This window comes from Brevibacillus formosus, from assembly GCF_003013405.1.
Taxonomy (GTDB): domain Bacteria; phylum Bacillota; class Bacilli; order Brevibacillales; family Brevibacillaceae; genus Brevibacillus; species Brevibacillus formosus.
This window is the reverse complement of sequence record NZ_PXZL01000038.1, coordinates 115,136-136,510: the sequence shown is the minus strand read 5'-3', so window position 1 is coordinate 136,510 and position 21,375 is coordinate 115,136. Positions and strand designations below refer to the sequence as shown.

Annotated in this window: 20 protein-coding genes and 1 other annotated feature; of the genes, 4 read left to right on the top strand and 16 right to left on the bottom strand. The window is 47.5% G+C overall.

Features of this window, described 5'->3' with window-relative positions; genetic code table 11:
- Positions 1–63: 63 nt before the first annotated feature.
- The 6 genes from C7R91_RS27320 to C7R91_RS27295 all read right to left on the bottom strand — a co-directional run bounded on the left by C7R91_RS27320 (position 64) and on the right by C7R91_RS27295 (position 7,639).
- A complete protein-coding gene (locus C7R91_RS27320) occupies positions 64–2,118 on the bottom strand; it encodes a methyl-accepting chemotaxis protein (protein ID WP_047070956.1) in 2,055 nt (684 codons plus the stop codon).
- Positions 2,119–2,265: 147 nt separating this feature from the next.
- A complete protein-coding gene (thrS, locus tag C7R91_RS27315) occupies positions 2,266–4,179 on the bottom strand; it encodes a threonine--tRNA ligase (RefSeq protein WP_047070955.1) in 1,914 nt (637 codons plus the stop codon).
- Positions 4,180–4,239: 60 nt separating this feature from the next.
- Positions 4,240–4,476 (bottom strand) — a binding site (T-box leader).
- A gap of 25 nt (positions 4,477–4,501) precedes the next feature.
- The gene (gene ytxC, locus C7R91_RS27310) at positions 4,502–5,422 is read right to left on the bottom strand and encodes a putative sporulation protein YtxC (RefSeq protein WP_047070953.1); all 921 of its coding nucleotides are present in this window, start codon (positions 5,420–5,422) and stop codon (positions 4,502–4,504) included.
- Positions 5,423–5,601: 179 nt separating this feature from the next.
- Positions 5,602–6,708, bottom strand: a complete 1,107-nt coding sequence (gene mqnC / locus C7R91_RS27305; RefSeq protein ID WP_047070951.1) for a cyclic dehypoxanthinyl futalosine synthase — start codon at positions 6,706–6,708, stop codon at positions 5,602–5,604.
- A 146-nt stretch (positions 6,709–6,854) separates the two neighbouring features.
- Entirely contained in the window at positions 6,855–7,079 is a 225-nt protein-coding gene (locus C7R91_RS27300) for a hypothetical protein (protein ID WP_047070950.1), read from the bottom strand.
- Between the two features lie 128 nt (positions 7,080–7,207).
- Complete coding sequence (locus C7R91_RS27295; protein WP_047070949.1) at positions 7,208–7,639, bottom strand: hypothetical protein; 432 nt, start codon at positions 7,637–7,639, stop codon at positions 7,208–7,210.
- A gap of 189 nt (positions 7,640–7,828) precedes the next feature.
- On the opposite strand from C7R91_RS27295, the gene C7R91_RS27290 reads away from it, so the two are divergent.
- A complete protein-coding gene (locus tag C7R91_RS27290; protein WP_047070948.1) occupies positions 7,829–8,395 on the top strand; it encodes a YqaA family protein in 567 nt (188 codons plus the stop codon).
- A gap of 51 nt (positions 8,396–8,446) precedes the next feature.
- Here C7R91_RS27290 and C7R91_RS27285 read toward each other — a convergent pair whose 3' ends face one another.
- Genes C7R91_RS27285 through C7R91_RS27275 form a run of 3 tightly spaced genes read right to left on the bottom strand, consistent with a single transcriptional unit; the run spans position 8,447 to position 12,239 of the window.
- Positions 8,447–10,258, bottom strand: coding sequence for an acyl-CoA dehydrogenase family protein (locus tag C7R91_RS27285; protein WP_047070947.1), 1,812 nt, complete (start codon positions 10,256–10,258; stop codon positions 8,447–8,449).
- Entirely contained in the window at positions 10,255–11,826 is a 1,572-nt protein-coding gene (locus C7R91_RS27280; RefSeq protein ID WP_047070946.1) for a class I adenylate-forming enzyme family protein, read from the bottom strand. The genes C7R91_RS27285 and C7R91_RS27280 overlap by 4 nt, the downstream gene beginning before the upstream one ends.
- A complete protein-coding gene (locus tag C7R91_RS27275; protein WP_047070945.1) occupies positions 11,823–12,239 on the bottom strand; it encodes a MerR family transcriptional regulator in 417 nt (138 codons plus the stop codon). Before C7R91_RS27275 ends, C7R91_RS27280 begins: the two co-directional genes overlap by 4 nt.
- A 168-nt stretch (positions 12,240–12,407) precedes the next feature.
- Between C7R91_RS27275 and C7R91_RS27270 the strand changes: the two genes are divergently transcribed.
- The 3 genes from C7R91_RS27270 to C7R91_RS27260 all read left to right on the top strand — a co-directional run bounded on the left by C7R91_RS27270 (position 12,408) and on the right by C7R91_RS27260 (position 13,758).
- On the top strand, positions 12,408–12,830 hold the full coding sequence (locus tag C7R91_RS27270) for a cell wall hydrolase (protein WP_047070944.1): 423 nt from the start codon (positions 12,408–12,410) through the stop codon (positions 12,828–12,830).
- A 32-nt stretch (positions 12,831–12,862) separates the two neighbouring features.
- A complete protein-coding gene (gene gerQ, locus C7R91_RS27265) occupies positions 12,863–13,315 on the top strand; it encodes a spore coat protein GerQ (RefSeq protein ID WP_047070942.1) in 453 nt (150 codons plus the stop codon).
- A 125-nt stretch (positions 13,316–13,440) separates the two neighbouring features.
- On the top strand, positions 13,441–13,758 hold the full coding sequence (locus C7R91_RS27260; protein ID WP_047070940.1) for a hypothetical protein: 318 nt from the start codon (positions 13,441–13,443) through the stop codon (positions 13,756–13,758).
- On the opposite strand, the gene C7R91_RS27255 is transcribed toward C7R91_RS27260, so the two are convergent.
- From C7R91_RS27255 to C7R91_RS27230, 7 genes are all read right to left on the bottom strand, one after another.
- Complete coding sequence (locus tag C7R91_RS27255; protein WP_047070939.1) at positions 13,755–14,897, bottom strand: DUF2087 domain-containing protein; 1,143 nt, start codon at positions 14,895–14,897, stop codon at positions 13,755–13,757. The two genes, C7R91_RS27260 and C7R91_RS27255, sit on opposite strands and share 4 nt — an antisense overlap.
- Positions 14,898–15,013: 116 nt before the next feature.
- Entirely contained in the window at positions 15,014–15,490 is a 477-nt protein-coding gene (locus C7R91_RS27250) for a PilZ domain-containing protein (protein ID WP_047070938.1), read from the bottom strand.
- A gap of 77 nt (positions 15,491–15,567) precedes the next feature.
- Positions 15,568–15,741, bottom strand: a complete 174-nt coding sequence (locus tag C7R91_RS29540) for a hypothetical protein (RefSeq protein ID WP_162837754.1) — start codon at positions 15,739–15,741, stop codon at positions 15,568–15,570.
- A 90-nt stretch (positions 15,742–15,831) separates the two neighbouring features.
- Positions 15,832–17,082 (bottom strand): GNAT family N-acetyltransferase, encoded by a 1,251-nt coding sequence (locus C7R91_RS27245; RefSeq protein ID WP_047070937.1) that lies wholly within the window; start codon positions 17,080–17,082, stop codon positions 15,832–15,834.
- Positions 17,083–17,229: 147 nt separating this feature from the next.
- Positions 17,230–18,666, bottom strand: coding sequence for an MDR family MFS transporter (locus C7R91_RS27240; RefSeq protein WP_047070936.1), 1,437 nt, complete (start codon positions 18,664–18,666; stop codon positions 17,230–17,232).
- A gap of 149 nt (positions 18,667–18,815) precedes the next feature.
- Positions 18,816–19,451, bottom strand: a complete 636-nt coding sequence (locus C7R91_RS27235; protein ID WP_047070935.1) for an NUDIX hydrolase — start codon at positions 19,449–19,451, stop codon at positions 18,816–18,818.
- 127 nt (positions 19,452–19,578) lie between these two features.
- Positions 19,579–21,153 (bottom strand): glutathione ABC transporter substrate-binding protein, encoded by a 1,575-nt coding sequence (locus C7R91_RS27230; RefSeq protein WP_047070933.1) that lies wholly within the window; start codon positions 21,151–21,153, stop codon positions 19,579–19,581.
- Positions 21,154–21,375: the final 222 nt, after the last annotated feature.

The following is a 21,375-nucleotide window of genomic DNA, read 5'->3' as shown; positions in this document are numbered from 1 at the left end:
CCGCTTTGCAAAAAAAAGAGTACGAATTCCTCCTGACATTCGTACTCTTCCCGCTATGCATTCTTATATCTTAAACTTGCTAATCATTCTTTCCAGTTCGCGAGCCATCTGATTCAAGGATTCAAATGAAACGGCAAACTCTTCCATAGTGGCCAATTGACCTTTGGAGGAAGCAGCCAGATTTTCAGCATTGTGCGCTGAAACCCTTGCAATTTGGGCAGTTTCGTCCACAGATGCTGCTACTTGTTCCGATCCGGCGGACATCTGTTCAGAGACAGCAGATACCTCCTGAATTTGATCGGTTATCTGTTGAATTTCTTGTAAGATGCGTTGGAAAGCTTCTCCTGACTCCAGTACAGTAGACAATCCAACCTGAACATCTTGATTGACTGAATCCATCGAGTTGACCGCCTTGTTCGTATCTGTTTGGATCTCCTGAATGAGGTTGGCGATTTGACGAGCAGATTCATCGGATTGTTCAGCGAGTTTTCTCACTTCATCTGCTACGACAGCAAAACCTCGTCCATGCTCTCCCGCACGAGCAGCTTCGATAGCTGCGTTGAGAGCAAGCAGATTTGTTTGGGAAGCAATTCCCGTAATCACGTCAATGATTTGTACAATTTCTTTGGAACGTTCACCCAATTGCTTGACGACGGTTACAGAATGTTCCACAGAGCCACGGATGGAGTCCATTTGCTGGATAGCCTTTTGGATGGACTGGTTTCCTAGCTGCGCTTCATCCGCTGTACTTGTAGATGATTCCGAGATGATAGAGGTTGTTTCAGCCACGCGTTGGATGCCGATCGACATTTCTTCCATCGCTCTTGCGGATTCTTCCGTACCTCTGAGCTGATTTTGCGCCCCACTCGCTACTTCCTGTATCGTAGTAGAAATCTTGTTCGTGGTATCTACATTGTCCGCCAAGCGCACCGATATGTTGTCTGACGAAGTAGAGAGGGTGTTAACCGCTTTTTGAACTTCCCGAATGAGTCCTTGGATGGATACCTGCATCACCTGAATGCTCTGACCAAGCATGCCGATTTCGTCTTTTCTTTCCAAAAGGTTTTTGGGCAATTCTCCGGTAAAGTCACCACGACCAATCTGCGCAATCTGGTCAACGATGGCAAGCAATGGCTTGGTGAATTTGTGCGAGAAAAGAACAGAAGCGACAACCGCTAGTACGGCAAACAAAATGCTCAATGCGCCGATGATGAAACCGATTTGATTGGCTTCAGCCGAGAGTTCAGCTTTTTCAATAAACGAAATATATTTCCAGCCAGTTTTTTCTGAAGTAAAGACGTTCGCCAAATACTCAGTATCGTTCATCGTGACTGCAAAGCTGCTGGAGGTATTCTCAGTGATAGCAGCCAATTCAGGAATTTGCGTATCTTTCAGGTTTTTCGAATTGAGTTCGGGGTTCTTGGGATTAGCCAAAATCGTTCCGTCTTTGCCAACCAGCATGAGATAACCCGTTTTCCCAATCTTAATTTCTTTCAAAATGTCGGTTAACCCTTTTAAACTCACATCCAGTCCAACAACGCCCAGTGGTTCACCCTTGTTATCCTTTAGCATCGTTACGTTACTGATTACGATACTGTTGTCGCCCAAATAGAGATAAGGATCTGTCGTAATCACTTTTCCGGGATTCCCCATTGGGTTTTTGTACCAATCTCTTGTACGCGGATCGTAATTCGCAATGACATCATCTGTCGGCCACTGTATGTATCCTCCGTATTTGGTCGCTAAATAAATAAATGCAGTATTCGGATGAGAATCGACAAATCGCAGGAAATCTTGAAAAATAGCAGCCTCTACCCCGCCATTTTGCAGTGGGGTATGCTTGGTTTTGGTTGGTTTGTCCATGTACGTCGTGATGGTGTTATCTGCACTCTTCAGTAAGGGACTGCTTGCTATCAGGTTGACGTTTTCACGAATCGAGTCGAAATACAAGTTAATCGCGTTGTCTACCTGAGCCACTTCTTTTGTCGAGGATTCAATAAAATAAGTCTGGATTCGCTCCTCCATACTGACATATACAAATGAGCTGATCACCCCAATCGGGATTAAAATAATGGCAAGAAATGCTGCTATCAGTCTTTGCTTAATGCTTACCCGCATGCGAATCCCCCGCTGTTCTTCTTGATGTCGATAAGTATACTTACTCTACATCCTTTTCCCGTTCTTTTTTCCAAGTAAACGTATCAAGTAAGCATATATTAAAAAAAGCCGCCCGAAACTTCAGGACGGCTCTACTTCTATGCGCTATTACTTCATTTCATTGATTTCAGCGCGGATTTTTTCTACAAACGCATCCACTGTCATCGCGCCTTCATCGCCCACTCCGCGTTTGCGGACGGACAGTGTACCGTCAGCCACCTCTTTTTCACCGATGACCAGCATGTACGGGATTTTTTCAACTTGTGCTTCACGGATTTTGTAGCCGATTTTCTCATTGCGGCCATCCAGCTCTACACGAATGCCAGCTTGTTGCAGTTTTTCTCTTACTTGTTCTGCATATGGCATGTGCACTTCGCTGATGTTCATGATGCGTGCTTGGATTGGTGTCAGCCAAATCGGGAATGCACCTGCGTAGTGCTCGATCAGGATACCAATAAAGCGCTCCATGGAGCCGTACATCGCACGGTGCAAAACAACTGGACGATGCTTCTCGTTGTCTTGACCAACATAAGTCAGGTCAAATTTCTCTGGCATTTGGAAGTCCAGCTGGATCGTTCCACATTGGTGACGGCGTTTCAGCGCGTCGGTAATTTGGAAGTCGATCTTCGGTCCGTAGAACGCACCGTCTCCATCTTTGATTTCATATGCCATGCCGAGCTCTTCCAACACTGTTTTCAGAGAGCTTTCTGCTGCTTCCCACAGCTCATCAGAGCCCATGGAATCTTCTGGACGAGTGGACAGAGCCACACTGTATTCGAAACCAAATACTTTGTAGATGCTGTCAATCAAAGTGATCATGCCTTTGATTTCGCTCGCGATCTGATCAGGACGGACAAATACGTGAGCGTCATCCTGACAGAAGGTGCGCACCCGCAGCATTCCATTCAATGCCCCGGAGTACTCATGGCGGTGAACTTGCCCGAACTCGGAGTAACGAATCGGCAGGTCGCGGTAAGAATGCATCTCGTTTTTATAGATCAGCATGTGACCTGGGCAGTTCATTGGCTTCAAGGCGTAAGTCGCATTGTCAACTTCAGAGAAGTACATGTTCTCTTTGTAGTGATCCCAGTGACCGGATTCTTTCCAAAGACGCTCGTTCATGAGGAACGGAGAGCGCACTTCAGTGTATTGTGCCAATTGCTGCAGACGGCGGGAGAATTGCTCCAGCTCGTTGCGAACAGTGAAGCCTTTTGGCAGATAGAACGGCATACCTGGTGCTTCCTCGGAGAACATGAACAGGCCCAGCTCTTTACCCAATTTGCGGTGATCGCGCTTTTTCGCTTCTTCGATGAAGTGCAGATATTCATCCATGTCTGCTTTTTTCGGCCAAGCTGTACCGTATACGCGTTGCAGAACTTGGTTTTCTGCTTTTCCGCGCCAGTATGCACCTGCCACGCTCATCAGCTTGAATGCTTTGATGTAGCCAGTAGACGGCAAGTGCGGTCCGCGACAGAGGTCGAAAAATTCGCCTTGCTCATACAGTGTGATAGTCGCATCCTCTGGCAGGTCGCGAATCAGCTCCAGCTTCAGGTGATCGTTCAGTTCTTGGAAAATCGCAGTTGCTTCTTCGCGGCTTACGACTTTGCGACGAATTGGCAGGTCTTCCTTCACGATTTTTTCCATTTCTGCTTCGATTTTGCCCAAATCCTCTGGGGAAAGGGAAACCGGAATATCCATGTCGTAGTAGAAGCCATCTTCGATCACAGGACCGATTCCGAACTTCACTTCAGCGCCGTAAATGCGTTTTACCGCTTGAGCGAGCAAGTGAGCTGTACTGTGGCGGTATACTTCCAACCCATCGGCAGAATCGAGCGTAACGATTTCAATCGCTGCGTCATCTGTGAGTTCTGTGTACAGATCGACAACCTTGCCATCTTTTTTACCAGCTACTGCCTTTTTCTTCAGGCTAGAGCTAATGGAGCCTGCGATGTCTTCAATAGTAATCCCAGCGTCGTATTGACGAACGGCTCCATCTGGGAAAGTAACATGAATTTGTGCCACTGCGGATTCTTCCTTCCTGTATCTTGTTTGGTTGAGAAAATAAAAAAACACTCATCCCCAAAAAGGGACGAGTGTGTTCTCGCGGTACCACCCTACTTCAAGTCTGTTCACAAAAACAGACTCCTTCATTCCATGTAACGGTATTTAACCGGCATACCGATAGTAAAAGCCTACGCTTCGTTCCCGGCAGCTACTCGAAGGTGGTAGATCAATAACAGTTCGCAGCGAGCTTCCAGCCTGTGGCCCGCCTCTCTATAGCGCCCTTACTATTGTCCGTGTCCTTCTCATCGTATTTATAAGCGATGTAAAGTTGTTGTTGCTATTATAGTTTAGAGGGATTATTCCCGTCAAGTACACGTCGCTCGGATAGGCAAAGCGAGCAAGAGTGGCAAGTAATGAGCCGACCGTCAAAAATACTGCGGATCGTCTGTACAAGCCCAGGCTTTTCCGAAGCCATATGGAGCACGATACTCTCAGGAGCCAGTGTAACCAAAGCACTGACCAAATAATCCTCGTCCCTGCATTTTTGTTCGTCCATGCTTAGAACGGTATCTAACTGTTCAAGCCAAAGACGATCCCCTTTTTTATCATAAAGATGGAAAGGTTTGTCCACACTAGGAACGACATGAACGATTTCCTGCTTGGTTTCCTGTACAGCAATGAAATAGCGCAACAGCTCGACAAACTCTTGGTATTGCTTGTCTTCCAGATATTCATCAATACCAGTTTCCACGAGTTCGAACAGCTCGTTCCAATGCTCCTGCAATCGAAACCGGACGAAGCCCAAGACGTTGATCGTTCGCTCCGATTCCAGATAGGTGAAAACTTTGCGATATACGTTTGCCTTGCGTGTTGTAGCCGTTAACAGTTCCCTGCCATCTAGCTCGACTTCTTGACACATGCGTTGAATATAAGGAAATATCTCCGCCCACTCGGTTTCCATCTGTTCGGCAGCGAGTAAGTCAGCGGCCATTTCTTCCATAATTCTCGGTTCCCTCACCTGAATGACCCATTCGGCTAATGTAAGAGCAACGAAGGCTCTCGCCCACTCGATGGTCTGCGCGTCATACTCACTCTCACACCAACTTTGAAAGTAGAACAAGAGGTATCCATTCTCTTCTTGCTCCCTGTATGTAATGCGCACCGGTGCAGTGTTGACCCGCTCCGTCATCTCATTTACGATAGCCCGATACGTGTCACAATGCTCAGGGACATTCTCCAGCAATACGCGAAACGTCTGCATAACCATCCCCCCAACCGCCATTGTAGTTACAGTATATGTCCCGTCAGGAGCGATATACTTTTAAACGGTTGGAAACTCAGGGAAGGTTGCAGGTAAAAAGTTCCTGATTAAAAAACCAAAAAACGCTTCCCTGCCGATTTCCCTTTGTTAGGAGGGGCAGAGAAGCGTTAAGAGTTTTTTTAGTTTTGCATGACAAAATCACGTTCTGCCATCTCGCCGTCTTTGAAAACGCGCAGAATGTCATACTGTGTGTTGCGCTGTGCAGGAATTTTACCTGCGCCGCGAATGAGCTCCAAAATTTGGTTCGTGTTGACCTTGTACGTACATGCCGCTGCGGAAACAACGTTTTCTTCCATCATCGTTTGGCCGAAATCGTTCGCTCCGTAAGAGAGAGAAAGCTGACCATAATGCGGGCCCATCGTCACCCAGGAAGATTGGAAGTTTTCGATATTATCCAGCATCAGGCGACTAATTGCCAGTGTTTTCAAGTATTCCTCTGGCGTGTTGTTGACAGCCTTCATATTGGTGTTGTCCGGTTGGAATGTCCAGACGATGAACGCTTTGAATCCGCCTGTCTCATCTTGTGCATCGCGAATGCGCAACAGAGAAAGTACGCGCTCCTCCATCTCTTCCCCAAAACCAATGACCATCGTAGCTGTACCAGGCAAGCCTGCACGGTGTGCGGCTTTTTGGGTATCAATCCAGTCAGTCCAAGAGCCCTTCAATCGGGAAATCTTCCGGCGTGTGCGATCATCGAGGATTTCGCCACCCGCTCCCGGCAAGGAATCCAGACCCGCTGCCTTCAGTTCTTTCAGCACTTCCTCGACAGACATGTTGGAAACTTCCGCAATTTTCATCACTTCCGCTACAGACAGAGAGTGCATCGTAATCTGCGGGAAGCGTTCTTTGATCGCGCGCAAGAGGTCGGTGTAATAATCCAGCTTCAGATCTGGATTGGTACCGCCTTGCATCAAGATTTCCGTACCGCCAACGTCCACAGTCTCCTGAATTTTTTGGAAAATAGTCTCTCTGGGAAGAACGTATCCTTCAGAAGAGCCTGGGCGGCGATAAAAGGCACAAAAACGGCAATACGTGTCACATACGTTCGTGTAATTGACGTTGCGACTGATGACAAAGGTCGCAATCGGTTCTGGATGATGCTTCTGCATGACCAGATTGGCGTAATGTCCGATCTTTTCGATTTCATTGCTCGCAAACAAAGCCAGACCGTCTTCGAGACCCAGTCGTTCACCTGCGAGAGCACGTTCCAATATAGAATCGATCATAAGGATCACTCCTTGTACCATACGTAAATTCCATCCCACATCATAACACAATACCGGGACATCGGCTATAGCTCGAGGTGCTGACAGATACGCTGCCATACGCGAAAAAACCCTGCAAGAGACAGGGTTTGGAATCGCAATAATTCTTATTGTTCTTCATATCCGATCTGTTCGTACACTTCTGGCTCCCAGTAAATCACGGTTTGTGCGAGTGGCAAATTCGTTTCGCGCGCTCCGTTTGGCTGGCCATTAAAATAGATGATTTCTGTTATGGATACCCGATCACCACGTACGTCAATTTCCCCTGATAATTGCAAGCTAGTCCCGTTTGGTGCATAGAAAACGACTTTTCCCGAACCCAATGTTTTCATTGGTTCCTCCCATGATGTTTGTCCTGTTTCCCTACATTTTAGTGGATAATCTTTCCTAGCGTCAATGAAAAACAAGGACTTCATTACCAATATTCGACCTAGGATAAGCTCATTGGAACACTCATTTTTTATTTTGAAACCGTCTGCGTAACTTCATGATGCTCCCGATTAAAATATATCTTCGATTGTTTGTTGTGGGTCACCACCAAAAGAAGGGTTACATACACGATGGCGATCAAGAAAGTTCCATTGCTTATATCCAGTAAAATCGCCAAACTTATGCAGACAATCGACGATTTTAGTAACCTCATCTGTATGAAGATGAACAATGAAGTGGTGATGATCAGTGGAAACATTAATCTTCCTTGCATTCTTCCTAACACGTAGCTTTGATCCAACATATCTTCTGGCATCGTCACCACGTTGAAAACCATTTTACTGGCCCAGTGGCTCAAGTTCATCGGATCTGCCTGTGAAACCACAAAATAGAGGCCTCCCAATACGATGACTTGTAACAGCATAAACCCTTGAATGACTTTGATAGATAATGGCATTTTCATTTAACAAATATCCCTTTCGTCATGACATTCCACACCCACTTATGATCGGGATATTTTGGAAACTACTTAATGAGTCAATCGTCCTATTTCCTCATTTTTCCTTCCGGCATCTTACTTCCGTTGTGGTCTTTCTTTGGACAAACTGGCATAAGATGGCTACAATAGAAAAAACCTCGTAAGGAGATGCTCATGCTCGAACATATCACACAGCTATTTATGCAATATGGGATGTGGGGACTCGCAGCCATGGCATTTTTGGACTCATTTATTAGTCCGATTCCTCCGTTTTTTATGCAAATTGGGATGAGTCTGCTCGATCCGGACTCAGCGATTCAGTTTGCAACAGTAGCTTTTACTGCTTCCGTCCTCGGCGCCCCCATCGGATTTTTGTTGGGGAAATGGCTGGGAAAACCACTTTTGCACAAGATTCTCCCTGAAAAATGGGTTATCGTAGCGACGGAAAAATTCGCAAAAAACGGGGATGCTGCCGTATTGATTGGAGCTTTTACCCCCATTCCTTTCAAGGTTTTCACTGTGCTCTCTGGCGTATTCAATTACTCGCTGACCAAGCTCATGTTTTATGCGATCATTGGGCGCGGATTGAAGTTTTATCTGATTGGCACCTTGTTTTATTTATACGGAAAACACGCAAAAGTTCTGATCGACGAATACTTTGAGATCACGCTGCTGGCGGTCGCAAGCGTAGTTGCTGCGATCTGGTTTATTTGGAGCATTCGCCGCAAACGGTATGCGTAAAAATCAAAAGCGCCTTAGCCACCCAATAAGTGGTCTAACGGCGCTTTTTGATTATCGGGTCGGAACAATACCGGACTGTTGGGCCCACTCTTCTACGCTGACAGACTGATACTCCACCAGTTGGGTGAAGAATTGTACATCCAGCAAAGAATCAGCTTGAATCCCCCGCTTTTCCTGTGAATGGAAATGCTTTTTTGCATACAGCTTTGCCAAAATGTATTTTCGGGCATTTCCCTCACGTGTCACCTGTTCCTCTGCTTCACTGACGATGCATGATAAGGTGTACAAATCTACCATATGATCCGCGAGCGTTTTTAATTTGTACGTTACATAATCATGGGTCTGTTGCATGAGATAGGCGATATTTTCCTCCAGGATAGCCAGTTGCGTCCGAATCAACTCGGCGTACGGCTGTGAAAAGGCATGCTTCCAGCCAGCTATGCGCTCCCGAAGCAATCGGCTAAACACTTCGTGGCTGTTTTCTTTTTGCATCACACGCAAAATATCGAGTGCGAGTATATTCGAGGTGCCTTCCCATACGGTCAAAACTTGCGCATCACGCAACAGACGCGGCGTCACGTATTCCTCGATATAGCCGTTACCGCCATGAATTTCAATCGCGGTATGGGTCGATTCGACAGCCTCTTCCCCTGTACGGTATTTCAGCAAAGGAATCAGCAGGCGGGCAAGCGCGTTATCCTCTTTGCTCGCAGAATGAGACTGCAAGCGATCATAGACAGCAATCATATCAAACACCGCACCCGTGCTGACCTCCGTATCCAATAAGAGGCTCACCAGCATTTCTTTTACCATCGGGTACTGATCGATTGGCTTCCCGAATGCACGACGTTGCTCAGCATAATACCTCGCCTCGTAAAAAGCTCGACGCATGATCCCAATCGAAGCAATCGCGTTGCAAATCCGCGAGAGATTCAGGGCTTCTGCCATGTACTTGAAGCCGTTCTGTGGCTCCCCAATTAAATAACCCTCTGCCCCGTTCAACAGTATCTCCGCAGATGGTACGGCGTTGACTCCCAGCTTATCTTTCAAACGGCGTACCTGGATATGGTTGCGTTCGTTGTCAGGCTTTATCCAAGGCACCAAAAACAGTCCGAGTCCTTTTGTCCCCGGTTTCTCCTCATCGATTCTCGCCAAAACAGTGGCAACAAATGCTCCAGCATTGCTCGCAAAAAACTTTTCTCCTGTCAGTCGATACACACCCGGCCGACCTGCTACTGGCTCTGCTACAGTCAAATTCGCACCCACATCAGAACCGCCCTGTCTCTCCGTCAGCCAAGTAGCTCCTTCATACAAGCGAGTGCGATCGCGAGAGATCAATCCTGACAGGTACTGCTCCTTTTGTTCTTCGCTGCCATAACGATCAATTAAATAAGCGGCTGACATTGACAAAGTCACAGGGCAATAGAAGCCCGGCTCAGACTGGCTCACGAGATAGCCCATGAAAAAGGAATAGCTGTACGGCGCTTTTCTCCCCAACTCAGGAATGTCTTGATACAAATAGCTGACGATGCCTGCTCCGTAAACCTCTGCTACTGTTTCCTTGTAGCCTTCATTGGTAATAATCTCGGAAATATCCTCGCCCAGCCGATTGTACTTTCTCAATCTTGGCTTGCCTTCTCTGTCTGTATAGGCGGCACGCTCATCGATGGGTCCTGCCACTTGGGCGCCTAGCCAGCTCAACTGCTGTCTGGCCCATTCTTGCATGGAGGCAGGGAGATAACGTTCCAGCAAGTAATCGAGGTTGGGATCTGCTTTGAAAAAGTTTTGTTCCTGTGGCGTACGCGGGTGCGGGATGTTGTCGCTGTAAGTTCGCTGATCAATGCTCGTTTGCAAATCACTCATCGCAGCTCCACTTCCTTTTGGTAGCTGACATCACGCAATACATGCTTCAGGACTTTGCCGCTCGTGTTCCGAGGCAAAGCAGGAACGATATTCACCTGTCGGGGGAGCTTGTAATCGGCGAGTTGACCACGCAAAAAGCCCTGGATTTCCTCTAGCCAATCTCGGTTGGTATCGAGTCCTGATTTCAGCACCACATACGCCGTAACCGTCTCGCCCCACTCAGGATGCGGCAAACCAACAACAGCTACCTCGCCAATCGACGGATGACGCTCTAACAACTGCTCGATTTCCTTAGGGTAGACGTTTACCCCACCCGTGATCATCACATCTTTTTTGCGATCAATCATCCACAGAAATCCATCCTCATCCACTCGTACAATATCGCCAGTGTACACCCAACCATCGCGTATGGTTTCAGCTGTAGCCTCCGGATTGTTGTAGTATCCTTTCATTGTTCCTTCCCCGCGCAAGCGAATTTCGCCCACTTCGCCACTGGCGCATCGCTCTCCTTGCTCGTCTACGACCTCCATTTCAACGAACAATACACCACGATTGCCTATACTGCCGATTTTGTCCGGATACTCTCGGTGCAAGAGACACATTCCGGTCGGCCCTGCCTCTGTCAAGCCGTAGACGCACGCCAGTTTATCGCGTCCATAAGCTTCTTCCATGAGCGAAGCCATCTCTTTGGACAGCGGAGCCCCGCCATACATCCAATATTCAATGGAAGACAAATCGTACGACGCAAACTCGGGATGCTTCATCGTCAGCAAATACGCCACTGGCGCTCCGAAGAAATGCGTAATCCGATGCTGCTGCACCAACTCCAAAAGAAGCTGCGGGGAGAAGGCCAGGGCCATTACCTGGGTGGCGCCAAGCATGAGCCCTGCAATGAAAAAGAGGTGGAGGGGAGCCGAATGACTCAGTGGCATCAAATGCAAAATGCGAGAACGATGTGTCATCGTCAATTCAATCGACATCATTTTCGCGACAGTCAATAAGCATCTATGTGTATAAAGCACCCCTTTTGGGCGTCCAGTCGTGCCAGATGTATAGAGGATGCTGACCTCGCTGTCTTCGTTCATGTTCACCAAATACGGCTGAGATGAAAGCGCATTCACACTATCGAAAGACATGTCATTGGCATCCCAGTCAGCAATGCCATGCCAATTCCCTTGACTCGTTCCTGTTTTGATTGCTACAAGCTGCGGCGTTTGGAAGACCCACTCATTCACGATAGGCACGAGGGCATCATGAACAAGAAGTGCCTTTGCTCCGGCATGTTCACATATATGTCGTACTTCTTCTTGGGTTGAGCGTGCATTGACCGGCACGACGAGGGCACCACTGCGAATGACGGCAACGTAAAAAATGGCAAACTCCGGACAATTGGGCATTAGCATGACGACCCGATCCCCTTGCTCGATGCCAAGCTCTCGCAAATAGCAAGCCCACTGCGTAGAGCGTGTATCCCACTGGGAATAGCTGACCTCTACATCTCCTGCAACCAGAGCGGGCTTGTCAGGGTATTTCCTTCCGTTTGCTGCGAGCAGAGCTGATACGTTCATCGTTTCTCCTCCTCATTTTCTTCAAGCAATTTTTGTTCAAAGTTTTGCTTGTAGACGAGAATGTCTTCTCTCAGTTGTCGGAGTTCCATGATTTTCTCGTCGATCTCAGCCAGCTTTTGGTTGCCGTACTCAATCGTTCGCAAAAGCTGCGCCCGACCTGTACGGTCCTCGTCGAACAGCTCAATCATCTCGCGAATCTGATCCAACGAAAATCCGAAGCGCTTCCCTCGCAGAATGAGTCGCAGCCTGGCACGATCCTTGCGCTTATAGTGCCTGCTTCCCTTCTCTGTCCGACTGGGAAAAATCAAGCCGAGCTCTTCGTAATATCGAATCGTTCTGGTGCTGACATCTAATTGTTGAGCAAGATCAGAGATGGTCCACGATTCTTCCTCCTGTATTCCTTCTCTGCTCATGTCCAGCGCCCCTTACTTACATTTATAAAATTCAAAATTTACCGAATAGAATGATTGTAACTGCCGTTTACGTAAACGTCAACTTGATGAAAAATTTATCGGGCCAATCACCAATCTATTATTCGCCCATATATTGTTATTGTGATTTTTGGGGAAGGAGGTGAAGCAATGGCCGTCATCAAAGCGAACTCCAGAGATGTCGATATGCTTGCCAGACTGATTCGAGCTGAGGCTGAGGGTGAAGGTGAGTTGGGCATGCTGATGGTTGGCAACGTTGGGGTAAATCGGATTTTAGGTAACTGCCTTGACTTCAAAAACATTCGCAGCATGCGTGACATGGTCTATCAATCACCGGGAGGATTCGAAGCGGTCCAGAAGCCGTATTTCTATCAACGCACCAGGGAAAAAGAAAGACGATTGGCACAGCGCGCAGTCAATGGCGAAAAGACCCGTCCGGCTAGCAACGCATTATGGTTCTACCGGCCTGCCGGAAACTGTCCGGCTACCTGGTGGGATCAACAAAACTCCGGTCGCTATAAGGCACACTGCTTCTTCGTTCCAACACCAGCAGATTGTCCACGCGTCTATTAAAAGAATGAGATAGATAAAGGAGCGAGTTCATCATGAGTCAACAAATGCCTTACACTGGTTACCCTCAACAACAATACGGCTACGACATGTACCCATCCGCACAGTACCCATACGGCATACCTCAGCAACAGCAGCAGATGATTCAGCAGCAGCAACCTCAACTGGTTCCGATGCAACCAAGCGGATCCTTGATTCCTGGAATGCCCATTACTCCTGGGCAAGTAATGGAAGAATCGTACATCGAAAACATCCTTCGCCTGAATCGAGGCAAAGTCATTACAGTGTACCAAACATTTGAAAACAACAGCCAATGGAACGCTAAAATTTTCCGTGGCGTCCTCGAAACAGCTGGCCGCGACCACATCATTATCAGCGATCCGCAAACCGGCAAACGCTATTTGCTCCTCATGGTCAACACCGATTACATCACCGCGGACGAAGAGTTGAATTACGTTCCGCCTCAGCTTCCAACAGGAGTTCGGTAAGTAACCAAGCACAAAAAGACAGTTTCCTTCGGCTATCCCGAAGGAGACCTGTCTTTTTGACGTTTATACCATTCCATGCTATTAATGAATGAGAAACACGACCGCTTTGAAAAGGATGAGGAAGAGTGGCATTCGGGATTACACGAGACGAACTGAACCGTTGGAAGCAAGCCGTTAGTCGAGGCGAATTGGCATTTCTCACGCATTATTGGCTGGACCCACGTTTTCCTGGAATCAAAACCGTTACAAAAGTAGGCTGTGCCAATTATTCGTTACTGACAGACTGGTGCCTTGCCAACGGACTCGATCCTGTCTACATTCATAACCGGGCACCCTTCCCGCATTTTGATTTGCTTGGCGAAAAACAAATCCAGATCTTGCAAAAGGAAGGCCTGTGGGATCACTTGGAGCGCTTCCGCATGCTGGATGATAGACGAGACTAGGACGGATCTTTTTGCATGTGATAGCCCCGATCACCATATGGGGCCAGCTTTTTCATCCATTTATCTTCGAGCTTTTCCAAGGCATCCTTCAGATCAAAATACGGATGGTCTTTCTTCTCAACCTTCTCTAGCACTTCGATTTCGAAAGCGTCCGGACCGTATTTATCCCAGTCTTTTTGCAGCTCACGATTAGGATGCGAGCCATGCTGAAGCATGAACTTTCTACCGTTGATCGTTTTTAGGTTATTCGTGCTGGCGATGAATACTTTGTCATTTTGCTTGTTCTTAATTTGATAAACGCCTGCATCGGTTTGAACTTCCTTATACATCTGCTTGAGCTCTTGCTTGCGATTCATCTGCTGCGCCCCTCGTTCCTCTCCTTCATTTTCCACAGCGATCCGCCAATATTGACTGCCGTCCGCCTGTCTATCCATCAAACCCACATCCACTAAATATCTCCGCAGGGTCACATAATCGTCGTAGAGACCTTCCAAAATCTCATTCACTTCCCGCTCGGTGTAGAAACGGTCGATCTCAAATTTTTTAGAAATCTCTTCGAGTAGGATGAGTTTATGCTTTTGCTTGCGCGGGAAGCGGTCCAATCGACCTGATAGTCCATTCGGCAAGAATTTCTTTACGATCGCGTCATACTCAGCGGCATCGTCATCTTTCGAGGTATTCTTTTGCTTGCTTGATTTGGCATCGTTGGACGATTGATTTTTATCCGCTTCGTGCAATAACTCCATCATGACCAGAAACACCTTGGCCTGACGTTCTTTTTCCTTGAGTGCAAAGCGGTGATTACGGATCGTCGATGCACTGCCAATTCCCATTTCATTTTGAACCTCGGCGTCTGTCTTGCCCTGGTAAAAGAGGCGAAGCAAATTAACCTGATGATCGGACAAGCCCGTCAATCGTTTATCCAACTGGCTCAAGTGGGTAAAGACAGAACCGTGCGCAGCCTCGATGTGATGGCGCATAAAGCGGGAAGCTTCGTACAGGACACCCTCCACTGGATAAATAATTCCTTTTTCCACCTGTTCCCCACAGAGCAGACACATAAAATGTTCGTCTTGTTCGATGTAACCTTGCTTCCATTCTTGAAGAGAAGCGCTCCAAAATGCTTCATGAAGACTCATATATAAACACAACCTTTATTCGTTTGATTTATTATAGATAACTTATCATCGCGTTTATTTTATGTCAAACAAAAAAGCTCTCCGTTGTGTATTCGCACAACAGAAAGCCTTTTTGTCTATGCTTCACTGGCTCGCATCGCAAGACTAGCTTGAGCCAACTCTTTTAAAAATGCCAGGCGATCACCTTTAAAGAAACGTCCCTCTGTTGCTGTCCGTTTCTGCCGATAGCGGATCGCCAGCCGGTTTACCAAGCGATTAATCTCCAGATGTTGTTCCTCTTCCATAGTAAACCGTACAGCGTATTCGTAATAGTCCGTTTCCCACGGAATCGTGCGGACCACATGGCCGTACATTTTCAGAGCCTGTCCACACAATTCCGTCGCAAACTGCAGAACGAGCTGGTCATTTGCCGGCATTTTGAGATGAGAGAGAAAACGAAGTCCACCTGCCCCGATATCCTCGATCAAAACCTGCGTGCTCCCAATCTCCATGGTTTTCCCTTTGACCAGCACAATGGTCATGTCTGCACAGAGGGCGTATTCTAGGCGTAAGCGAAAAAATTCACGTTGATGCCCCTCTGATCTACCTGGCATTATTTTCTCCTTCTTTCTCTTCTCATAGTGGGTAACGCGCAAAAGAAAGAGCGCCTGTCACCTTGGCGCCTTTCTTTTTATTTTTTGGGCTTTCGGTATCTGATCTCCTGCTCTTTCACCTGAAAGCGATTCCATAATTCTCTCTCATCATGTTTGATGGAATCATGCTTTTCCAGCCGGAAGAGGAGTCTAACGACCGCCCAAACAATCAAAAGAAACGCAAAAAAGATAACCAGTGTTAGAAAGATCATAAAACCTGCCTCCTCCCATTTACTAACAACATATGGGAGGAAGCAAAATAAGATAACCAAATGTGTCAAAAACGTGACAAACCTTTTTTTCTAAAAGGTCGTCACACTTCTTGGCTTTTCGGAAACAGCAAACAGTCTATCTAAAATGGGAAGCTTTTCTGGTGCATCCAGCTCCAACTGGCCGTATTGATACAGCTTGCGGGCAGTTACTACCCCCATCACGAGTGAGGAAAAATCCGAAATATCAAGCTGCACCGAAACGTCAGACTCCGCTGCCTCTCCTACTTCCGGACGTCCATCGACAAACTTGATGAGCCATGTTCCTTCATTCTCAGGCAGGAACGAATCGCGAATCGTCAGCTTTACATTCACCGTTTCTGAACCAAAACGGTGGTGGGATAGCTGACGGAAAAATCCCGGCACATCAATGATCCGATACATCAGACCGATTCCAGATACATGGCTCTCATGATAAATGCTCCACAGCAACGAATCCGTTCCATTGCCCGGATCAGATAGCAGCAAGTGAAAATCTTCATCCGGCGTCGTAAACTCGATCCGTTGAATCTGATCGGCCTGACTCCGCAGGAAAGAAAGTAGTTGTGCAAGTGCTTCGCGGCTCTCATACTGAAGCTCTCTCACTTCTATGTTGTTGACAAGTTTGTTTTTTTCATGAGCGCTCTGGAACTGGAAAGCAAGGTAGCCTCCTATTCTCCCTTCCTTTTTGTAGCCGACGGTAATCATTTCAGGACTATCGAGGAGTCTGTCCCACTCTCGGTCTGTTCGCTTGATCATGCCATGGGTGTGACGGGCGATTCGATGATAGCAAGCAGACAGTTCTTCTTTGTCCTCTTTCCCTATATAGACAATTTTGTCCTTGCCTACAAACGGCAGGCTGGACGGCTTGAACTTGTATTGGTGAACCTTGGTCCCTATTCCAAAACCCATTTGCTTGTAAAAATCTACACGAAACGGATAGAGAGAGACCAGCGAGATTCCCCGCTCCCGATAGCTGGAAAGAAAACCTTGAAGCATCGACATGGCCACTTTTTCCTTTTTATGCAAAAGGTCTACGGCGACTAACCCAATCCCGCCAGTCAAAAGCGGTGTACCGTGAACATTCATAGGAAAATCATACCACTTCATTATACCCACTAGTTGTCCATCCCGATAGCAGCCGTGATAGCTGACGTGTGGGTCGTTTTCGATCGTCTCCCTTACACGTTCCGCAAATCGCTGTCTGCTCTCTGTACCCAGAAGATTGCTTCCAGGGTAGCTCATCGCTGCAATCCTAACGACCTCATCGATATCGTCAATAGAAACCGGGCGAATCTCCTCCATCGTCTCATGCACTCCTGTCTGCAAGAAATTGGGCATCTAGGAAAATAGTATCGGATGAATGTAACCGCTGGCAATATGAAGTTTGTATTTTTTGGAAAACTGTAACCAAATATTGAAAAACGCCCGCACTCGGCGGACGTCTTCGAATTAGTGTGTCTGCTTGACTCGGTTTCCTTTTGCGATCAAAAGTGTCAGAACAAAGCTGCCTATCGCAAGCACTAAGGTGCCTGTGAAGACCACATGAACTCCGCTAGCCAATAAGTCTCGGATCTGTGCCAACTGTGCCACAGGGATCGATCCGTGTTCAAACGAGGCCCCTAAATTCGTATGACCACTTGCTACAGTCACCATGTTGAACAACATTCCGAATACGGCTGCCCCGAAGGTTTGGCTAAATGTACCCGTGAATGTATTGAGGGCAATGGCAGTCCCCCTCTTGTCGACTGCAACAGACGATTGAATTTTTACCATAACGATCGGGGAAATGAGTCCCATGCCCAAACCAATTGAGCCCACAGCCACATAAATGAGGTATCCAGCTGAGTCAGCGGACAGGAAGCTCAACAATGTTGTCGCTACTGTCAGAACGGCTGTCCCTGCGATAAACAATTGTTCCGCTCGCAGCCTGCCTAACAAGTTCCCGGCAAGGATAGAGCCGATCGTCCAGCAGACCGGCATCGGTGTCAGGACAAAGCCAGCCATCGTCGCACTTTCTCCCAAAACTCCCTGGCTCCAGATCGGCAAGTAAACCACCATGCTAATGACAATTCCATTGGTCAAGAGCGTCAGCAGATTGATCATGGTTACATTTCGATTGGTAAAAAGCGAAAGCGGAATCAGCGGCTCAGGAGATTTCTTCTCCACCGATACAAACACCAGATAGGTCACCAAAGCAAATACGATCAAGGAAATCGTCACTGGACTTGTCCAGGATTGATTCTGGCTACCTGTTAACAAGGCATACAACAAGGCGATGGTACCGACCGAAAAAATAAGCGCACCCGGATAATCGATATGGCGCTTTTCTTTGACGGCAAGCTTCTCCTTGTACAAAAAGATGAGCATGAAAAACGATACAAGTCCAAAAGGCAAGTTAAGAAAAAAGATATAACGCCACGTCAGTGTATCGACCAAAAATCCTCCGACCAACGGACCCACCACACCGGAAAGTCCCCATACAGCGCTAATCCAGCCCTGCGCTTTTGCTCTGGCAGTCTGCTCCGTGTACAAATCACCGATGATGGTCATCGTAATCGGCATGACTGAACCTGCACCCAAGCCTTGAATGGCACGGAAAACAATGAGCTGCCACATCGACGTCGCCACTCCACAGAGCGTTGAACCTAACAAAAAGATGCCGATACCGACTAACAAGACGTTTTTTCGGCCAAATAAATCAGCCAGCTTGCCGTAAATAGGGGCAGATACGGCAGTGGCAAGCATGTAGATGGCGTATACCCAGCTAACCTGTTCAAAGCCTGCCAAATCACTCGTAATGCGTGGTACGGCTGTACTCACAATCGTTCCTTCCATCGCAGCAAGGAATGTCGAGAGCATTAGGGCAATCATAATCTGAAGTCTCATCTCGATCTCCTCTCTCTATCTACGCATGATCGCGAGCAGTGAAAAAGCATTGTCTAGTATATCACATTAGAGAACGTGTCTTCGCACTCTTTCTCGACCAACGAAAAACCTCGTCTTGTCGATGACAAAGCGAGGCCTAGTTTTTCCGATCAGGGCTTTCGATTGGCTGCCCGTAGTTTCACTGCTGCAAACACCTGCTGGTAATAATGCACCTCATGTGGAACAAAGTCAGCTTTGGCCGCGATCATCGTTGTATCCTTCTGCTCTCCATTTTCCGTTAGCAAAAATCCATTCACCTTCATCTGCCCGATCACACCAGCAAACAACCGCTCTAGCTCATGCAGACTGACCCAAAACAGCCCCGTGACTTCTTCTTCCTGTACACGGTACTCGCGTAGGGGTTGATCGCATTCATACAAGAATGTATGGCACATTTCCTTATCAATGATGGAGGGGGCAACCATTACATCACGAATAACGCCTAGCTCGTCCAATTCCTCAAAGCGCACGGACAAGCCCAGCTCCTCCTCCAATTCCCGCACGCCGTCACATGGCTGTTCCGAAGCAAGAAGATGACCGGCAGCGGTAATGTCGAGCAAGTTCGGACAAGTATCCTTTTGTGGATGTCTTTTTTGGAATAGCAATTCGATTTGGTTATCTGCTACGCGATAAATCCAGCAGTGAAAGGTTTGGTGCCACAGCCCCAAGCGGTGTACTTCGCTACGCGCTTCTACCCCGATGTGCTGTCCTGTTTCGTCAAATATATCTAGCTGCTCTTCCTGCATAATTTCCACCCCATGACTTGTCTCTTGAGCATTTCTCTTCCCCAAGTTACATTCCCGGTCCAGAGCGTGAATTCCTCTCTATGGACGAAAGAAGGGACAGCGACAAACGCCATCCCTTCTATCACCGTTAGTTGATCGATACTTCATCCAGCATCAAGTAGCCAACAGGACTCAGCCAGAAGCCATTTACATTCTTGGATGTAACCGCCACATGGTTAATCGTGCGGATTGGAAGGATCGGTACTTCCTTCAGCTCGATTTCTTGCAGCTTGGCGTAAATTTCATTGCGTTTTTGCGCATCTTTTTCGCGACGTCCTTCTTCAATCAGCTTGTCTACCTCTGGGTTATTGTAGAACGCCATGTTACCTGCGCTGCCTTTCGAAGTGCTGTGGAAGACGTTGTACTGGTTGTAGTCGCCATCCCCTGTTGCATTGCCCCAGCCCCCGATGAACATCGCATGTTCACCATTGTCAGTGTGCTCCAGATACGCACCGTATTCCATTACTTTGATCTCCAAATCAATACCGATACCTTTCAGCTGTGACTGGATGACTTCTGCTACGTTCATGCGCTCTTTACGGTCGTCTGTCACGATGGACGTCTTGAAGCCGTTCGGGTAACCTGCTTCTGCGAGCAATGCTTTTGCCGCATTGACGTCATACGCGTAATCCTGAAGATTCGGATTGTAGCCGATGACTTTTGGCGACATCGAGGAAACAGCTTGTGTTCCTACATTGTTGTATACCCCTTGTACAATGGCTTGCTTTTCGATAGCATGCGCGACAGCTTGGCGTACGCGTACATCATCAAATGGTTTCTTCTGCACATTAAAGCCAATGTAATCCACACCCAAGCCTTCTGCACGAACCATGTTCATGCCAGGAGATGCCTGTGCACGCTCTACTTCCGTTACCGGAAGCTGGTCGCCGATGTGCGCTTCTCCTGCTTCGATCATCGCTACACGGGTCGTATCTTCTGGAACAACCTTATACAACACTTCATCTACCTTTGGCTTTTCACCCCAGTAGGTATCACTTTTCGTAAGCTTCATATCTTGACCCGGTGCCCACGATGTAAATTTGAAAGGTCCGGTTCCCACAGGTTGCTTCGCCAATGTATCGGAATGCTCAGCAATTGCTTTCGGGCTAATAATGCTTCCTTCTGAGCTAGCCAAGATGGAGAGCAGCGGTGCAAAAGGATATTCCAGCACGAAATGTACAGTCTTGTCATCTACGATCTTGATTTCTTTGATCATGGAGAAGCTGGAGGCACGCGGAGATGCAACCTTTGGATCGAGTACACGTTCGAACGTCTTTTTTACAGCGTCTGCTGTAAAGGGTGTACCATCATGGAACGTAACGCCCTCACGGAGCTTAAACTCCCATGTCAAGTCGTCGAGCTGTTTCCATTCAGTAGCTAGTGTAGGCTTGTACTCGCCGTTTTTATCGCGAGACACCAAGCTCTCATACACTTTTCCATACACATAGTTTGCCGAAGGAATATTGGAGATGAAGTGCGGGTCCAAATTGTTGGCGTCTGCCTTACGAGCGACAATCAGGGTTCCGCCTTCTTTCGGAGCTTCAGCAGCAGTTGTATTCGTCGAACCGGATTGCTCCGAGCTCGCACCACCACATCCAGTCAGCGCAACACTAACCGTCAATGTCAGAGCCAACAAGGAACCGACCATGCGCGTTTTCTTCATTTGTGTCTACCCCCTGTAGAATACTGTCGAAAATTCTGAATCTATTTCTTATTTGCATTATACGTTAGATTTTCAATCGAGCCTTTCAGCATCTTTACATCAATTTATAATATTTTTACTTTTATTTAATTTTGTACAGATCAATAAGTGTGAAAATACACTTGATACCGTAGCCGCGGTGGAGAAGCGTGTTTCCAGTCTTCGCTTCGGCCTACGCCCCGC

Excerpts from the sequence above, each read along its gene's own strand:
- C7R91_RS27320 (WP_047070956.1), bottom strand. The coding sequence starts at position 2,118 with ATGCGGGTAAGCATTAAGCAAAGACTGATAGCAGCATTTCTTGCCATT.
- ytxC (WP_047070953.1), bottom strand. The coding sequence starts at position 5,422 with ATGCAGACGTTTCGCGTATTGCTGGAGAATGTCCCTGAGCATTGTGAC.
- mqnC (WP_047070951.1), bottom strand. The coding sequence starts at position 6,708 with ATGATCGATTCTATATTGGAACGTGCTCTCGCAGGTGAACGACTGGGT.
- C7R91_RS27300 (WP_047070950.1), bottom strand. The coding sequence starts at position 7,079 with ATGAAAACATTGGGTTCGGGAAAAGTCGTTTTCTATGCACCAAACGGG.
- C7R91_RS27295 (WP_047070949.1), bottom strand. The coding sequence starts at position 7,639 with ATGAAAATGCCATTATCTATCAAAGTCATTCAAGGGTTTATGCTGTTA.
- C7R91_RS27290 (WP_047070948.1), top strand. The coding sequence starts at position 7,829 with ATGCTCGAACATATCACACAGCTATTTATGCAATATGGGATGTGGGGA.
- C7R91_RS27285 (WP_047070947.1), bottom strand. The coding sequence starts at position 10,258 with ATGAGTGATTTGCAAACGAGCATTGATCAGCGAACTTACAGCGACAAC.
- C7R91_RS27280 (WP_047070946.1), bottom strand. The coding sequence starts at position 11,826 with ATGAACGTATCAGCTCTGCTCGCAGCAAACGGAAGGAAATACCCTGAC.
- C7R91_RS27275 (WP_047070945.1), bottom strand. The coding sequence starts at position 12,239 with ATGAGCAGAGAAGGAATACAGGAGGAAGAATCGTGGACCATCTCTGAT.
- C7R91_RS27270 (WP_047070944.1), top strand. The coding sequence starts at position 12,408 with ATGGCCGTCATCAAAGCGAACTCCAGAGATGTCGATATGCTTGCCAGA.
- gerQ (WP_047070942.1), top strand. The coding sequence starts at position 12,863 with ATGAGTCAACAAATGCCTTACACTGGTTACCCTCAACAACAATACGGC.
- C7R91_RS27255 (WP_047070939.1), bottom strand. The coding sequence starts at position 14,897 with ATGAGTCTTCATGAAGCATTTTGGAGCGCTTCTCTTCAAGAATGGAAG.
- C7R91_RS27250 (WP_047070938.1), bottom strand. The coding sequence starts at position 15,490 with ATGCCAGGTAGATCAGAGGGGCATCAACGTGAATTTTTTCGCTTACGC.
- C7R91_RS29540 (WP_162837754.1), bottom strand. The coding sequence starts at position 15,741 with ATGATCTTTCTAACACTGGTTATCTTTTTTGCGTTTCTTTTGATTGTT.
- C7R91_RS27245 (WP_047070937.1), bottom strand. The coding sequence starts at position 17,082 with ATGGAGGAGATTCGCCCGGTTTCTATTGACGATATCGATGAGGTCGTT.
- C7R91_RS27240 (WP_047070936.1), bottom strand. The coding sequence starts at position 18,666 with ATGAGACTTCAGATTATGATTGCCCTAATGCTCTCGACATTCCTTGCT.
- C7R91_RS27235 (WP_047070935.1), bottom strand. The coding sequence starts at position 19,451 with ATGCAGGAAGAGCAGCTAGATATATTTGACGAAACAGGACAGCACATC.
- C7R91_RS27230 (WP_047070933.1), bottom strand. The coding sequence starts at position 21,153 with ATGAAGAAAACGCGCATGGTCGGTTCCTTGTTGGCTCTGACATTGACG.